This window comes from Streptomyces sp. NPDC091209 (assembly GCF_044757755.1).
In the GTDB taxonomy this organism is placed as follows: Bacteria; Actinomycetota; Actinomycetes; order Streptomycetales; family Streptomycetaceae; genus Streptomyces.
In genome coordinates this window covers 133880-150916 of record NZ_JBIVVR010000012.1, presented here as the reverse complement: position 1 = coordinate 150916, position 17037 = coordinate 133880, and the positions used below count along the sequence as shown (strand labels likewise).

Genomic DNA, 17037 nt, shown 5'->3' with positions numbered 1-17037 from the left:
CCAGGCCGCGCTGGTCCATGCGCTGACGCTATCTCTCGTGAGCATTCCGAGGCCCAGTGAACACCAACTGACGCCCGAACCGGCAGACGAACGCTCCTGCTGAACATGAACAAAGCCACGGCGTGACCCTCACGACAGAGACCAAACCACCGTGTTGATTCTTCACGGGCCCTCAGCCGGTGATCAACGTGTACCGGCCTTCGTCGACCTGCAGGGTGATCGGATCGTCGGGACCGCTGTCGTCGAGCGGCAGGAACGTGTACTCGTGCTGCTGTCCCAGTGGACCAGCACGACGGATGGTGATCACCCTGTTCAGCGCGGAGGCCACGAGGCGGGGGGCCAGGTCGTCGGCGGACCCGTTCCAGCCGCTGACCGCGAGCGTGTTGAGCAACGACTCGAAGTCCACCCCAGGGCGGAGGACCAGGTCCGTGACGGTCCGGAGGTTCGGTGGGTAGAGGATCCAAAGGATCACACCACTGCGCACTTTCCTTGCGGCATGGTGTGCGGCGAGCTCCCCGTCCGCGGCGGGCGGCGCCGTGCCCAGGACCCGGCTCAGGACGTGGTAGAGCCCGTCCGTGCCCGTGGGCGTGGGCGGTTCGATCGGCTGGACCCGGGGATTCCCGAGGCGCTGGATCGCAGCGCCGTGCCGGGCGTTCACCTCCTCCGTCAGCTCCACCGGTCCGAACCGCAGGTAGGCGAAGCGCCGGCCCACCTGGATGCTGCGCGTGGCGAGTGCCAGCTCCCGCGCCGCGAGGAGCTTGTGTTCCTTCGACAGACCGGCTGCGACGTCGACGAACGGCGCGGCCAGGGACGTGGAGATGGCGGCCGCGTTGACGTTGCCCTTCCTGGTTCCGAGATGCTTGACGACTGACTTGGGGAGGTCCGCCACCGGCCAGGACACGGTCGGGTCGGCCTTGGGGCGTCCGGGCTCCGGCAGGTAGAGCCGCTCGGCAGTCCGGGCGTATTCGTCGGGTGTCGTCACGCCGTCGGGGACGCGACCGTGGGTTTCCCGGACGGTGGAGAGGCTGACTCCCCTCTTGGCGGTCCGGCTCTCGTAGAGGCGGTTGAGCACGCCGTCCAGGGGGACGTGGCTCTGCAGCAGCTTTGCCTTGCCCGGTGTGCCGCTGGTCGTGACCGTGTTCTTGCTCTCGATGTACTTGTGGGCGAGACGGGAGAGATCGGTGGGCACCGCGCCGTCCACGTAGTCCGTCCGGAAGGCCGTTCCGCGAAACGGCAGCCGATTGTTCTCCGCATGGGCCCGCACCTGGGCGTCGAGTTCGTCCCTTCCCTGTTCCAGGCGATGAGCGGGGGTGTTCTCGAACTGCCGGCTGTTGCCGACCGCGACGGTGGGCCGCAGCTTTTCCCGCTCGTCGGCGTAGCGCATACGCAGCTCCCAGGCGTTGAGGCGGTTCAGCTGGGTTCCCAGGGTGGTGAACTCGGCCCCGCCCGCGCCGAACCGGACCCGCGGTCGCTCGCCGTCGTGCGGGAGCAGGCTGGCGCCGTCGACGAACAGGTTCGGTTCCGGGGCGTAGGGCAGCAACGGATGGATCCTGGCCTGCCAGTCACGTATCAGCATGTCCTCGTCGATGGCGCGGCTGAACTCCTCCAAGAACGCTTCGCGCTCCGGGACGCTCGTCAGTTCGTCCGGCACCTCGACGTCCAGGTTCTCGAACCGCGCCACGGTGTCCTCGACCAGGCGCAGGCGTTGAGCCTCCTCGGCGGGGCCGGGCACCCGGTAGCCCACGGCAATCATCAGCGGGCGCTCCACGTACGGCGGGCAGGAATTGTCGTCCTCGTCCTCTTGGTCGAACTCCGGGGTGGTGCCGTCGGCCGGCTCGATGTCCATGGAGCCGGCCTCGGATCCCGGTGGGCGCAGGAGTTGCTCGACGTAGGTGAAGACGTGCGTGCGACCGTCCCGCGTGGCGCGGGAACTGGTGTCGAAGTCCTGGAAGGCGACGTACGGGTGGTGTCCGCTGTCGAGGAACTCCTGGATCGCCGCGATGTTCGTGGCACTGTCCAGGAGCTGATTGCGCATGGTCCCGAACGGGAACTCGTCGGCGTTGAACGGCTCCTGCCGGACCAGCTCCACCGGGACCGTCGTGCTGAGGGACGCCTGTGCCGCCTCCACCGCCGCGGTGAGAGCCGCCTCCTCGCCGGCCGGGGCATTGACGCCGACCACGATCTTCAGTCGGCCTTCGAAGTCCGGCAGGTCCCTGGTGAGGCTGGCGATCACCTGGGGCAGGTCGTGCAGCTGCCGGTAACTGGTCATGGTGTTGATGACCAGGGCCAGGGGGAGGGACGTTGTCGTGCTGTGTTCGACGAAGTCGAGGTAGCCCTGGTCGGTCGAGACGTCCCAGCTGACGTGGAGGGCGTCCAGGCCGGCAACGGGTGGCACGGCCTGCCCGTCGGACGGCCCGGCCATCTGCTCGTCATCAGTGTCTGCGCTGCCTGAGTCCGATTCGTCTTCGTAGGTCACCGTGTAGGCCCTCTTGAGACGGGGCGTGCGGAAGTCGTCGCCCGGCTGCCGCTTCGAGCCCGCGCCGTCTCCCGGGGCGCGGGCGGCGGGGTGGGTGAGTGCCTCGTCCGGTGGCAGTGGGTCCGGACCCGTCTCGTGCGCGGTGGCGACCGGGGCAGGCCGCCGGTCCCCGGTGGGCAATGGATGGTCGCGCAGCGGTGTGCCGTCCTCGCTGATCCGTTCGATCTCGGCGAGATGGCGGTGGGGCAGCATGAAGGGGGCAGGCTCCGGGGTGCCGCCCATCAGCCCGTCGGTCGCCGTCGGAGTGCGGCGGGTCGAGTCCGGGTCGCGATACTCGTCGTTCAGACCTGCGTAGTGCAGGAGCTCGTGGAGCAGGTCGACGTCCGTGTGCTCCAGGTCCAGGTAGTGCTGGTTGGCCCGTGCCGGAGCGGTGGTCCGGGACTCGTGCGGCCCGGTTACCGTGATCGCCTCGGAATGGTCGGGTGCGTGCGTGAAGGTCGCCTCGAAGTGCAGTTGGTCACCGGAACGCGGGAGGAGCAGGCCGGTGTTCAGGCGTTCGTCGAGCAGGGCGCGGATCCGGTCCTGGAAGCCGGGGAGCTGCTCGTGCGACATCCCCGGCCCGGGGCGCACCGGCAGGTGGAAGGAGATCAGGCGCACCCACCGGCCGTCGTCCGCCTGGATCCGGCGGACGGTGTGACGGACGTAGACGAGGCGACCGGTCAGCAGGCCGGGCCGCCACGAGCTGAGCGCGTCGGGAGAGGCCTGGAAGCGCTCGGTGCGGCGCGTTGCCGGCGGCGCGGTGTCGCGGCGGTGCTGCCACTGCTCGCGGGTGACCGGCGGTCGCACGGCCGGCGCGTGGACCTCGGCGGTGGTGCGCCCCAGCGCCCGCGCCTCGGCGACGAGGTCCTCGCCGCCTCGGACGGCGTCACCCGGGCCACCCACCATGTCGGCCCCGGAGGCGGTGCCCTCCTCGGCCGATGCCTCCTCTTCGTGCCGAGCAGGGGCCGCCTCCCGGGCCGGCACGGCGGTGTGCTGCGGGCCGGGCGGATGCGGCGGGGTGTCCGCGTCGAGGCGTGCGGGCACCTCGGCGGTGAGCACCACCCGGTCGTGTGCCCGCGCGGAGTGCTCGCCGACGGCCGCCGGTCCGGCCTGCTGCAGGCCGTGCGCATGGGCCCGGACCGTGATGCCCTCGCTGTGCACCGGGGCGGACGCCTCCTCCCGCAGCGTCACCGGGTGATCGCCCAGTCCTGCCTGGAGGGCGTCGGCGACGCTCTGCGCGCGTTGCCGGCTGAGCTGGAGCGACTGCCCGAAGTGCGGCAGGCCGCCTCGGTGGACCTCGGCGTAGCCGTGGACGGTGACCACGGGGGGCCTACCGCCGGCCTCGGCGCTGCGGGCACCGAGCTCGGCCACCTGGTCGGCGACGTCGGTGACGGTGCGCTGCTGGCGGGGGGTCAGCTCGATGGCGTCCGGATCGAGGTGGATCTCCACGACATGCTGCCTGCTGATGCCGGCGTCCACGCGGGTCCCGGCCGGCGCGGCGGCCGCCCGTTCCACGGGGGCGGGGGCGGGCGCGACGGGAGCTGCTCGCTCCACGGCGATGGTGGGAGCGAGGGCCGGCGCCTCCGCTTCCGCTGGGGTGTCGTGGTGTCGGGTGGACCAGTAGTACAGGTCGCCGGTGACCGTCTCGCCCTCGCCGTAGGGCTCGTGGTCGTGTCGGCGCACCGTGATCCGGACCTGCTGGCGCAGGAGAACCGAGGGGTCCGACACCTTGGCCTTGCCCGGCTCGGTCACCGGCTTGTCGTGGGGAACCGCGCCGGGCGGCAGCGTCCTGCTGGGGGTCCCCGGGGGGCGGGTCACCGGGACCGGCCGGTCCACCGTCTGGTTGCGACCGTACCGGGCACTGTTGAACGGGATGCTCACGATCGGAGCGTTCGTCAGGGCGATTGCGTCGAACGGCGAGGCGGTCCAGGAGTAGGCGGCGGTGGAGGTGGTGGCCGACTCGTCCTCGGTCGAGCCCGTGAGTTCGTCCTCGCCGCCGGTCCGGGTGCCGATCACCTGTGCCGCACTCGTGGGCTCCAGACTCAGCACGAGGTGGGTCCGGCCGTCGAGACCGAGCGGGACGGTGCGGTAGCCCGTCCCGGTCACCGTTCCTGTTCTCCCGCCCTGCAGCCGGTGGAAGACCGCGGCGAGCGACTGCGGGGAGAGTGCCTGGCGGAGTGCGGCCTGCTGCTCGGGTGACAGGCCGCGCTCGACGACCAACGGGTTGGCCGCGTCCAGCCGGGGGTCGACCAGGAAGGAGTTGACGACCTGCTCGGCCTTCGTGAGCACCGGTCCGAGGACGCTGGTGGCCGCGAGCACGCGGGCTGCCGGGCCGACGACCTGCCGGCCCTGCCGGTGGAGCGAGGAGGCGGCCGCACCGATCCGGCCCAGCGGGCCGGTGCCCCAAGGGCGGACGCTGGTCAGGACGCTGGTGGCCCTCTCCAGCAGTTCGTCGGCCCGGCTGAATCCGACCAGGTCGTGACCCGAGTCGAGTGATTGCTGCCAGTCGGTCCGGTCTCCGAGCGGTCCCGGTGAGGGGGGCGGATCCTCTTCCGGCCGGGTCATCGACGTGGGGACCCAGACCTTGACGTCCCACGCCGGGGTGACGGGCCGGGGACGCTCGGGGAGGTTGACGTACCGGCCGTTGACCTGGCGGACGACCGTCACTTCGAAGGTCATGCGGGTGCCGAAGGCGACGCCGCCGCCGAACTTCGACGTCTTGTGTTCCACCTTGGTGGTGATGCCCGATTCGCTGCCCCGGCTGAGACTCCGCTCGCCGCCGGCGCCCGGGGCCCAGGTGACGCTGCTGAAGTGGGTCACGGCCCGGGGCGTGCCGTAGGAGGGGCGGACGTTGACGTCGAGCCCGAGCGAGCGGCTGTCCCCCGCATTGCCCTTGACGGTCCGTGCCGAGGTCACCTTGCGGGTGGTCTCGGCGGTGGAGCGCTCCCCCAGGTCGCGCCAGCCGTCCTCGGGGACGATGCCCCGGACCAGAACCCTGGTGACGGTGGGACCGAAGCGGCCGTCGTGCGCGTGGTGGTCGAAGATGCCCTTGTTGAGCAGGTCGTCGAAGTTCGCGGCAAGGCTCTCGGGTGAGAAGGTGTCCGCGAAGTGCAGCGCCGCCAGCGGCGGGCCGTCCTGCACATGGTCGGCCCGGAGCTGGCGGTCGATCTCGCCCAGGATGTCGTCGGAGGTTCGGATCTCGGCGACGGCGCCGCCGGCGACTCGGGCGTCGAGGAGCATGGCCCGGCGCCGGGCCGGCGCGATGGCCGTCCGGTCCGCCGTGGTGTCCCGCTGCGTGGTGGTGAGCGTTCGTACGTCGGCGTCGGAGAGCAGGACGAGGACGCTGTGCGTGCTCGTGCGGGCGGGGCCGTGGGTGACGTCGCCGGTGGGGCCGGTGAGCCGCCCGCGCAGGGTGATCTCGGCGTCGGTCCGGTAGACGTGCCAGGTCCCCTTCTGAGCGAGCTTGCGGCTGGTCGACATCTTCTCCTTGACGGAGTCGTTGCCGTCCACCCCGTAGGAGCCCTTGACCTTGACGCCGCCGCGGAGCTGGTACCGGGAGGTCTGGAGGCCCAGCGGGGTCTCCGGGACGAGACCGCCGTCCACGCCGACCGAGCCCTTGCCGGTGGTGGTGCGCTTGTCAGCCACGGCGCCGGAGGTTCCGGACTTGATCTCGACGGCGAGCTTCCCGTTGCCCGACAGGGTCTCCTGGTAGTGCAGTTGGCCCAGCCGGGTGTGCAGGGAGAGTCCGACGGTGTCCCGCTGTCGGCCCGAACCGACGTGCAGGTCCCCGGTGTTGGCCCAGTTGCCGACCGAGGAGGAGATGACGCCGCGCAGTTGCAGGGGGTCGCTGAGCAGATCCAGGGCGTCGCGAAGGTCCGGGTGGAGCGGGTCGAACGCGGCCTCGATGCCGTCGGCTCTGCTGCGGTAGGCGCCGTTCAGCGTCTGCCCGACCTGCTCCCGGAACTGCTCCACGTCGGCGACGTCGCGCACGACGTGCAGCAGGGGCAGCCGGTCGAGGGTCTCGGCGGGGCGGTCGGTGACGACCTCGGCCGACCGGCGCACCTCCAGGACCAGCTGTCCCTGCTCCACGGGCATCGATGTGACCCGCGGGTCGGTCACGGGCTGCGGATCCGGCAGTCTCCGGGTGGGCTGCGCCGGGTCCGCGAGCCCGATCAGCACCCGGTAGCCGACCGGGTATTCGAACGCGTCACCCGTTCCCTCCTGACTGAACTCCCGCTTGACCTCGCGCTCGGCACCCGTGGTGACCTGGTGCGCGTTCGCGCGTGAGACCTCCACGCCGGCCGCGCCGAAGAGCCGGATCGTGTCGGGCGGGTTCAGCGCCCGGCGTGCGTTGCCGCCGCCGGTGAGGACGTGCTTGCCGGCGCGGCCGACCGCCGTGTCCACGCCGCTGGCGCGGCTGACGATGTCCTTGACCGTGGAGTTGTCCGAGTACAGGTGGTGCCCCTTCCCCGGATCGAGCCGGATCACGATCTCGTGCGTCCGGCCATCGAGCAGCGGCAGGTGGGAGCTGTCCAGGGTGATCCGCAGGGTGCCGTCGAGCAGTTGCCGGGCCCCGGCACGCAGGGCGTCGGGGGAGAGGCGCTGCCGCAGGCGGTGCAGGTTGGTCCACGCCTGTGGGGTGATCCGCCGGGCCGCCGCGGGGGAGGGCGGCAGCAGGCCCGGAGCCTGGGTGGTGAGCCTGCCGACGATGTGTTCCACCAGGTCGGCCGAGCCCGGGACCTGGAGGTAGGACGTGCGCTGCCTGACCAGCGGGCGGCGCAGTTCGGCGATGCCGGGCGCGGGCCGGACGGCCTGCTGCACCGTCGCCGTGGACCCGGCGGCGGTGTCCGGGGCACTCTCGGCCTGCACGTCCGGTCGCAGGTCCGGACGCGGGAGCAGCCGGAGGACCTCGGGGGGCTGCGGCGTTTCCACCTGGATCACGAGGTGCGGGCCGGCGTCGTCCGTCGTGCGCGGGGCGTGCGTGACGTCCGGCGGGGTCGCCCGAGGAGGGTCCTGCTGGGCGGGCGGCAGGGTGATCGGGCTGCTCCTGCTTCCTCGGAGACCGTCCGTTCCCACCGAGACGTGGTGCCGGATCAGTTCCACGCGGAACCGCACCCTGGTCGTCACCAGCTGGGCCGGGCTGGGCCGTTCGTGGCTTTCCTCGGTGGAGACGGTGGTCCTGGCCTTCGCTGCGTGTGTGGTGGTGCGGGTGTGGTTGTAGCCGAACGTCCCGCCCCACCAGGCGCTCTCCGCGTCCGTCGCCGAGTGCCACGTCTGTCGGCTCGCGCCGCCTCCGCCGCCCAGTGTCCAGCTGCTGCTGTCCACCCGGTTGCCGGCCTGCTCGGTCGACGACTTGGCGCCCACCACGTTCTTCCCGTCCACGATGCCGATCACCTCGGACCGCTCCGGTTCGAGTGTCAGCCGCAGGAAGCCGGCCGGGCCCTTCGTGAACGTCAAGACGGGGGAAGTCAGACCCCAGCTCGATGCGTGCTGGAAGCCGTTGACCACGTTCTCCGGGCTGAAGAAGTCGACGATGGCCTGATGCGCCAGGCCGTCCGGTCGCCGCTCGGCGGGAAGGGCGGCGAACACCGCGTCCCGGGCCGCCGACAGCCCGGTGACGGCCACCGGTTGGCCCGTGGCCGGCGCGGTGCGCATGCGCGTCGCGGGTGCGGCGGCCGACGCCGTCGCCGGCGGTTCCCAGCCTTCCCAGTCCCGACGGTCAGCCCCGGACGGTTCAGCGGTCCGAGGGATGTCGGCCGTCACCGTGTCGTCGATGCTGTCCTGATGTTCCATCAATTCGGTTCCGAACGGGGTGCCTTTCTCGTCGCGGACCAGGACCTCGTAGCGGAAGGTGGAGGTGTACCGGTCGGCCTGGCCGGTGAAGGCGACCTTGTTCGCCCCGGTCGCTGTGGTCTTGGTCGATGTCTCGGTGGTGTGACCGGCCCCGCCCAGGGCGATGGTCACAGAGCCGTTCGCGGTCGCCGTCGGGTCGATCGACCTGGTGTAGCCCGGGGACAGGTCCAGGCCGGCCTCGCTGAAGGCGAGTTGGGTCTTCGCGATGCCGAGCTCGTGGCTGGACCCGGACGGGATCTCGTATCCCTCGCCGTCGTTCGCCACCTCCGGCGCGGTGGACTCGGTGGCCGTGTCCGTGCGAGTCCAGGCGCCCACGGTCGCCGAGATCTGCACCTCGTACGGCTTTCCCCCGACCCGGAGCGGGAAGCGCCAGCCCCCGTTCACCATCGCGGCGTGCTGCTTGCGGAAGTTCGCCGGATCCAGCTGCACGTCCAGTCGCTGCCTCACCAGTTGTTCGTCGGCGTGGCCGCCGAGCAGGGCGTGCAGGCGGGAGCGGACGGCGGCGGGACCGGGCTCGTTGGTGATCTTGATGCCCGCCAGGGACACGCGGTGCCACTCGGCGGGCGGTGGGGGCGGTGTCGGCTCGGACTGCGGATTCGGGGCCTCGTCCCCCTGCGGTGCCGTCACGATCTCCGTGTCGGCCTCATCGGCCTCGCTGCGATGGCCGACGGCGGAACGGTTGTCCCGGTCGGTGCCGTCGGCGGCCGTTCCGCCGCGGGAGCCGGTGCTTTCGGTGTCGCTGTGGTCGGTGCTGCTCCGGTCGATGTGGCTGTGATCGGTGGCCGACCGGCCGGTGGCGCTCTGCGCGTCCTCGTTGTGGCCGATGTGGCCGATGTGGCTGTGGCCGGTATTGCTGTCCGCGGAGTCGGATGACTCGTCGGTGGAGGTGCCGTCCGGGTCGCGCCCGTCCTGCGGGTTGTCGTCCTGCGGGTTCTCGATCGGGTCGTTCGGCTCTGCGAGGAGGCTGTCGAGCTCGTCGGTGCCGGGGACCGCGTGCGGGTCGAAAACGGACTGCTCCGGCCGTTGCTCGGTATCCGTGTCGGTGCTGTCGTTCTCCTGGGATTCCTGTCTCCGGCTCAGCTGTGCCTGTGCCGAGCCGAACTCCCGGCGACTGCGGGAACCGTCCGAGGCACGAGTGCCGTCGCCACTGGACCGGGTGGCGGGCGGCGATGCCGAGACGCCCGGAGAACTCGCGCGGCTGGTGCGGCTGCTGGACCCCTGGCGATCCGTCGGCCGGGTCTGGCCACCCTCGTCCTCCGCGTCACCGTCGTAGTCGGAGGATCCATCGGCGGAATGCTCGTGGTCGCTGTCGCGGATGCTGCTGGTGGCCGAGAAGAACTCGTCGTCGGAGGAGTACTCGTGCTCCTGCGACAGTCCGGGGTGTCCCGGGAGAAGTCCGTCCGGCTCGTCGGTGCCGGGTGCCGATCCCGGACCGGGTGCGTCACTGTTCTCGTCCGCGTCCTCGATGTCGCTCTGCCTGCTGCGTGCCGAGAAGTACTCGTCGGAGGAACTGCCCGAGGCGGGGCCGGTGCTGCCCGAGTCGCTGCCGCTGGAGCGACGGTCGTCGCCGGTGCTTGCGTCGGAGCCGTCGTCGCCGCCATGGCGAACGTACTGTGTGGCGGGGGTCCGTTCGGTCTCATGAGTCTCGTGAGGGCTGCCCCGCCCGGTGACGAGGTCGTCGAGACCACTGGCGCCGGGGGTCTCGTTCGGGTCGTGGGAGTCCTGCTCGGTGGTGATGTCGACGGCCGCGCGTCGCCGTCGCTCCATCGTCAACTGCGCCTGTGACGATCCGGGTTCCGGGGCCCTGCGCGTCTCGTCACCGGTGGGCGACGCGACGGGCGGCGTCGTCACCGGACCGGGGTGCGCCGGTACCTCCACACGATCGGGCATCACGTGGTCCGGCGCCGGGCGGTCGGGGACGTCCGGCGGCGAGCCGAGGAGGCTGTCGGTGTCCGTGGTGTCACGATCGCCGCCGTTCTCGTCGACCGGTGGGGTGCGGTCGGAGCCGTCGCCGCTCTCGGTCCGGGCGCGCACCGAGACCGCGTTGTCGGTGATGCGGTCGAGATGGCGGACGTCCTCGGGGCGCTCCAGCGGGCGGCTCAGCTCCTGGTGCAGGTCGCGCATCTGCTCGGTGACCGTCCACATGCTGTCCAGCCGCCGTTGCGTCTGGCTGATCTGCTCGGTGGTCCGGTTGAACGCGTCGTCGTCGCCGTCGGCCAGGTGTCGGTCGCGTTCGTCGCGAAGCGCGTCGAGCTCGTGGCGGGCGGCGTCGATCCGGGCCAGCCGGTCGGTCTCGCGCTGCTGCTGATGCCGGTCGAACAGGTCGAGCGCGCGCCGGCTCCCGTCGACGGTGGTGGCCTCGCGCGCCTGTCGGTGCAGTTCGGCCGCGCGGGGGTCGCCGAGCAGGGCGTCGAAGCGGGCGTGCAGTGCCGAGTCGTCGTCGCCGGCGGGTGTCGCAGGGGCGTCCCGGAGCCGGTCGAAGCGCCGCTGGAGTTCGCGGTGGGTGATCAGGTCGCCCAGTGCGTCGTAGGCGGCCTGGCGGTCGGGCGCGTTGTCGAGCCGCAGCCGCAGTTCGGCCTCGTGGGGGTCGGTGTCCTCGTCGGTCAGGGCCCGCAGACGGGCGTGCAGTGCCGCGTCGCTGCTGTCGGACGGCGTCGCGGGGTCGTTCCGGAGTCGGTTCAGCCGTTGCCGGAGCTCACGGAGGTCGCTCAGGTGGTTCAGTGCGTCGTGGGCGGCCTGGCGGTCGGGCGCTTCGTCCACCTGACGGCGCAGTTCGGGGTCGTCGTCGGCGCCGAGCAGGGTCCGGAAGCGGTGGCGCAGTTGGTCGTCCGTGGCCGGCGGCGGCTCGGTGCCGTTGTCCTGGAGGCGGTCCAGTTGCCGCTGCAGGTCGGCGACGTCCCGATGGTGCGTCAACTCGGTTCGGGCTTGGGCCTCTTCCTGCGGTGTCCGGGCTCGGAAGAACCGCTCGTGGAGGACGGTCTCGTCCCGGCGCTCCGCCGAGCCGTCGGAGGTGAGGGCGTGCAGCCGCCGGCGCAGTTCGCCGTCCTGGCGCAGTTCCGCCAGCCGCCCGCGCAGTTCCTGGACCTCCTGCGGGTCCTGCGCGGTGTCCAGTGCGCGGTTCACGTCCTCGACCCGTGGGTCGAAGGGCCGCGGTGCGTCGCTGCCGTGCAGCACTTCCGGGGGCATCCGGTCCTCGATGAAGGCCGTGTACTGCCGCAGACCGGTGTCCAGCCGACCGGGGTCGCCCGAGCGCCTGGCGTCGTCGACCGCGTCCACCCGCCGCTGCCACTCGGGCCGAGAGACGTCCAGCGCACCGAGCCGGTCGAAGCCGCTGTCCACGTGGGCGCGGAAGCTGTCGTAGTGCCGGAGGAGCGAGTGCGTTTCGACGTGGTCGCGGAAGCCGGCCAGCTGCCGGGTGGCCTCGGGCCAGTCGCGCGCGGCCGCGGCCTCCCGCACGGCCCGGATGAACTCCCGTCGCTGCTCGGGCGCCATGCCGCTGCTGCGCGCCATCCGGTTCAGCTCGTCGGTGCGCTGCTCGATGTGCCCCTTCGGCGAGCGCAGCGAGGGTGTGGTGGGGTCGAGGGGGTGGTCGCCGCCAGTGGTCGGGGGGACGTCGGGCAGGTCGTCGAGCGGGTCCATGGCGGTGTCACGCGGGATGCCGGGCAGGTCGTCGAGCATGTCCAGGGTGCGCAGGACGTCCGGGGCGTCCGGGCCGCTGGGGACGTCGGGCAGGTCCAGGACGGCCGTGTGGTGCGGATCCTCCGGAGCCGGGAGCTCACCGATGGAACTGACCCGCAGCTCGACCGGCGAGTCGAGGTCGGAGGGCACGGTGGTGCGCTCGACGTCGGTCGAGGTGCGGACCGTGCTCGGGCCTGGGCGGTCGCCCGTCGGACCGGCGGCGTCAGCGGCCTGGTCCTTCATCCCCGCGGTGTTCCCCGTGCTTTCCGTGCTGACGCGCGGGGCCGACGGGCGCGCCGACTCGGTCACGGTCGACCCCGACCCCGAGCCTGTGCCCGAGCGGGTGGCGGGGCCGGTGGCAGGGGCTCCCTGTCCCGGTGCGGCCGGTCGGGCGGTGCCACCGGACCCGGCGGCTGCCGATGCGCCCGTGGACCGGCTGCCGAGGCCCTCGTTCTCCGTGACGGGCCCACCGCCGGTCCCGGCGCGGGCCGTCGGGGAGGACTCGAAGCCGGGCAGCTCGGCCGGTCGTCCGGTCGCGGCCGGCGGAGAGTGGGTCGCCGTGTCCGGCGCGCCACCGCTGTGTGCCGACTCCTCACCGGTGGTACCGGAGCTCTCCCGGCCGGCCGGGGCGCCGTCACGCTGCTCATCGAGCGAACCCGCGCCGCGGCTGCCCTCGCCGTCGGCCGTGCTGTTCTGGTCGGTGGACCTGGTGGTGCCGTCGCCGAGCCCGGCTCCGTGCCCGTCGCCGAGGTCGGCGGTGGACGGGTGCCCGAACTCGTTGCCGAGCTCGCTGCCGGTGCCACTGCCGGTGTGCGCGCCGAGATCCGCGCCGAAGTCGACGCTCGGTGGTTTGCCGAGCTCGTCGAACGACGGCACGTGCACGTCGGGCAGGTGCAGGTCGAGGCCGCCCTTGCCGCCCTCGGGTTCGTCGCGGCGGGAACTCCCGTGTCCTCCCAGGCCGCCGATCAGGCCTGAGCTCAGTGCGCCGCCGAAGTCGGTGTCCCCTCCGAGGGCGATGTTGGTCACGACAGTGCCGCCCAGGCCGGACGCCCCGCCGATCGTCACCTTGCCGAGCAGGCTGCCGGTGAACTTCGGGGCCAGCACGTGGCTCGCGCCGCCGATGAAGCCGCCGACCGCTCCGCCGATGGCACCGCTCTCCAGGGCCCCCAGGGTGTTCTTGGCGTCCCAGTGCGTCCGGTCGCCCTTGAGCAGCTGGATGGTCTGGACCAGTACGTCCATGCCGACGTTGAACGCGATGCCGGTCGCGACCGACTTGAGCAGGCGCTGCACGATCAGCTTCACGATCGCCCGGGCCCCGGCGACCGCCGGTGGGATCGCCTCCGGCGCGGAGAACGAGAACTGGATGATCTCGTAGGCCAGCCAGGCGAGTTGGAGCAGAATCATGTACTTGGCGTACTCGACCTGGACGGCGGTCTCCCGGCTGTAGTCGCCCAGTTTCCCCGCCGCGTCCGACATCTGCGGGAGATTGGACTCCATGGCGCTGGTGAAGGACTGGAACTGTATGGCCACCGCGCCGCCCAGACTGTCCAGTACCCCCTGGGTCCCCGGACCGATCTCGTCGGCCAACGACACCAGGTGGCCGGCGGTCTCGTCCCAGATGTCGCCGAGCGTCCTGAGCTTGTCCTCGTCGCCCCGGGGCCAGTCCTGGCCGGCTGCTATGCGCGAGACCCAGGCCAGCTCGGGCGGCACGTCGATGCTCATTCCTTGCCGGGCCTTCCTTCGGGGCCGGAGATGTGCGGGCCGTCGCCGCTGAGACCGAGGTTGCGGAGGGAGTGGACGTTCTCGTCCTCCAGCCGCTCGAACCTGACGGCCATCGTCGTGATCCCGTCGACGGTGCTGTCCATCACCAGGCCGAATTCGCCGATCCCCTTGACGAGCCCGTCCCTGGGGTCGGCGTACTCGCTGACGAACTGTCTTCCGGTGGTGTCGTCGCCCCAGCACTCGCCGAGCCCGTCCAGCCGTGCCTGCAGGTCGGCGCTCAGACCCTTGAAGCGTGCCGCCAGATTCTGCATGTAGGGCGACTGCTCGTGGAGACCGTTGGTGTCCACCGAGATCTCCTCAGACACCGGAGCCCCCCGCGTCGATCTGCCGGACGGCACGGGCGCGCTCCGGCACCCCGTGTTCGAGGTACTCGTGCACCAGGTCGGGGCCTGCCGGCTGGTCGGGCAGCAGCGCGGTCGGGTCGACCCGGCCCTGGAGCAGGTCGGCGGCGCTGATCCCCGGCGGCAGGGCGAGCGAGGTCAGTTCGGCCACCTGTTCCAGTGCTGCGGCCCGGGCCTGTCGGATGGTGGCCAGCAGGATCTCGGAGAGCTCCCTGGGCGCCAGCCGGTGGTAGGCACCGGTGGGGAACTCGATGGCGGTGACGTCGCCTTGGGAACTCACGGTCGCCTTGACGGTCTGCCGGGGGGCGGTGGCGGTGCCCGTGACCTCGTTGATCCTGCGCCGGGTCTCGGCCGCCTCCGCACGCCGGCGCTGGTACAGCGCCAGCAGGTCGTCGATCTCCTGGTCGTACGGAGAGCTCATGTGCCCCTCCTCGGGTCGCCCGGGCCGCCCCTGGCGGAGCGGACGGTCTCATCGGTGTGGTGTCGGTTGCTGTTCGGTGCTGCCGGAGGAGTTCCGGCGCGGTGTCAGGCGAGTGCGTCGGGCCCCTGGGACGCAGGTGCGCCCCAGGCGTTCCGCTCCTGGACGAGCAGGTCGGGGATGCCGGGAGCCGGCTCCGCGGCCTTGGACTCCGCCCGCTCCTGCGCCGCCAGCCTTGCCGCGTCCTCGTCGGCGAACGCCTGTTCCTGCTCGGGCGTGGCGACTCCGCAGGAGAGCTGGACGGCGCTGGGAGGGGACGCCCCCGCACCGGCTGCGGCTGCGGAGGTGCGGACCGGCTGCCAGGTCGCCCACGCGGGGCCCGGTGAATTCAGGTCCGTGCCGGCCACCGTGGCCGTGGGGTCGCTCCCTCCGCCCCAGGTGGCCGCTCCCTCCCGCGCCCGGCCCGCGAGAGTGACCTCGGGCTCGTTCTCCGTGGGGGCGGTCCACAGCAGGGGAACGAAGGCCGCCCCGGCCACGTCCCAGTCGGCGCTGGAACCGGCCTCCTCGGCGCCGGCCAGGACCGGCGGGGCGGCCGGCCCGACGGGCAGCGGGGCGCCGTCCGAGCCGACCGTCGGGGCAGGGGCAGGGGACGCCTGCGTGGGCGCGGTCGGGGTGGCAGCCGGTGCCGTGGTGTTCTCCCTGCCCTCGGCGGGCACGGCGGCGGCGGACGTGCCGTCGACGCTGCCGAGGTCGTCGAACTCGCCGGTCCAGGGCTCGTTCCAGGAGCTGCCCTCGGTGTCGGGCCGGCCGGCTCCTTCGCCGTGCGCGTCCCGGCCACCGCGCTCGGCCGACGTCGTCGGCCCGGTGCCGCCGCCGGTGGCGGCACCGAGCACCGTGCCCGGGCCGACCGTCTGCACGATCGTCAGCTCCTCGGCGAGCTGCTCGCCGGGCAGTCCCAGGACCGCACCGCCGGCGGTGGCTCCCAGCGTCGAGCCGACCTCCTCGTCGGCCTCGGGCAACCCTTCCCAGGGCTCACCGTCGGCGTCGATCAGGCCGGAGGCATCGCTGCGGTCGGTGGGCGTCTGCTGCCCCGCGCCGCCGCCGAGCGGCATCATCGGCATGCCCGTGCCGCCCTCGCCGGCGCCTGCCCCCGCAGCGCTGATGCCCTCTCCCGCGCCGGGGCCGGACGAGGACAGCATGGTCGTGCGCGGCGGCGAGAGCTCTTCGGGCAGGCCGGACTCGGTGACCGGACCGGTCGGGGTCCGGGAGCCCAGGTCGCCCACACCCGGGAACCGGCTGCCCCGGCCGAACTGCCCCGGGAGGCCGTCGGAGGCCAGGTTCCCGTCGAACGCGGACGGCGAGGACGACGGCAGCTTGAGGCCGCGCAGGCCGAGCCCGCTGCCGAGGGGGTTGAGCAGGTGGTCCAGCCCGCTCAGGTCCAGGTTGCCCAGACCGGTCCCGCCGGGGAAGGGGGGCACGGTCGCGGGAGGCGGCGTGCTGCCCGTCCCGCCCTTTGAGCCCCCGGTGCCGCCGCCCAGTCCCAGGCCCCCGGGGAAGGACTGTGACTCGGGCGCGGTCTTGTTGGCGGTCGGCGGTGGGACCGTGGTGAGCTTGGGGCCGCCGCCGGCCCCTCCCCCCGTGTTCGGGCCGTCCTTGCCCGTGTCGTCCGTCTTGGGGCCGTCCTTGTTCGTGGTGTCCGTACCCGGGTCCTTGACCGGCGGGGTGATCGGGGCGGGCGCACGGATGGAGTCGACGGTGACCCGGTACTCGGAGGCCAGGTTCTTGAGCACGGTCCGCATGTCGTCGTTCATCATGGCGACCAGCTCCGGCTTCTGGCTGATCGGGATGAGGCCGTTGGACATCGGATTCACGCCCAGGTTCCGGGCCTCCTGGGCGTACCAGAGGTCGATGGCGATGATCTTCTTCTGCGCGTTGTCGAGGGTGATGGCGTTGTCCGCGAGCTGCTGGTAGACCGAGTCGGTGCTTTGTGAGCCGCCGGAGAGCACGTCGGCGGTGGCCGCGACCTGCTTGGAGAAGGTGTCGATCATGGTCACGAACGAGTCCGCCGCGGCGCCCTTCCAGGGGCCGTCGCTGCCGGCCAGGGCCTTGGTCTGGTCGGTGAGGCTCAGCGCGATCCCGGACAGCACGTCGTGTACGTAGAAGAAGATCTGCGCCGCCTTCTCCAGCGAGGCGGGATCGGCCACCGACTTCGCCTGGTTGCGGTTGGTGACGCTGTCGGGGCCGGCGGCCATCCCGAAGACGGCCGCCTCGATCTGCTTCCAGTCCCAGGAGGAGTAGTCGCTCGCCGAGCCGGGATCCGAGCCGGGGTTGCCGAAGATCGTGCCGTCGTCGCCCTGGGTGAATCCACCGCCGTTGTAGCTCGTCATGGTGAACCGTCCTCCTGTCGTCGCGTTGTTGCCGGGCCTGCGGCGCGAGGCGTCCGCCGTTGC

At 72.1% G+C, this 17037-nt stretch carries 4 protein-coding genes; all 4 read right to left on the bottom strand.

Annotated elements, in window-relative coordinates:
• Positions 1-172: 172 nt before the first annotated feature.
• Positions 173-13768, bottom strand: a complete 13596-nt coding sequence (locus tag ACIQRL_RS30965) for a hypothetical protein (RefSeq protein WP_401337702.1) — start codon at positions 13766-13768, stop codon at positions 173-175.
• Positions 13765-14115: a WXG100 family type VII secretion target gene (locus ACIQRL_RS30960; RefSeq protein WP_401337700.1), complete on the bottom strand. Its 351-nt coding sequence runs from the start codon at positions 14113-14115 to the stop codon at positions 13765-13767. The genes ACIQRL_RS30965 and ACIQRL_RS30960 overlap by 4 nt, the downstream gene beginning before the upstream one ends.
• 10 nt (positions 14116-14125) lie before the next feature.
• Positions 14126-14590 carry a YbaB/EbfC family nucleoid-associated protein gene (locus ACIQRL_RS30955; protein ID WP_401337698.1) on the bottom strand — a complete coding sequence of 155 codons (465 nt, stop codon included), beginning with the start codon at positions 14588-14590 and terminating at the stop codon, positions 14126-14128.
• Positions 14591-14694: 104 nt separating this feature from the next.
• The gene (locus tag ACIQRL_RS30950; protein ID WP_401337697.1) at positions 14695-16974 is read right to left on the bottom strand and encodes a WXG100 family type VII secretion target; all 2280 of its coding nucleotides are present in this window, start codon (positions 16972-16974) and stop codon (positions 14695-14697) included.
• Between the last annotated feature and the right edge of the window lie 63 nt (positions 16975-17037).

Bases quoted from the DNA above. Each gene is read 5' to 3' on its own strand.
- ACIQRL_RS30950 (WP_401337697.1), bottom strand. From the start codon at position 16,974: ATGACGAGCTACAACGGCGGTGGATTCACCCAGGGCGACGACGGCACG.
- ACIQRL_RS30955 (WP_401337698.1), bottom strand. From the start codon at position 14,590: ATGAGCTCTCCGTACGACCAGGAGATCGACGACCTGCTGGCGCTGTAC.
- ACIQRL_RS30965 (WP_401337702.1), bottom strand. From the start codon at position 13,768: ATGAGCATCGACGTGCCGCCCGAGCTGGCCTGGGTCTCGCGCATAGCA.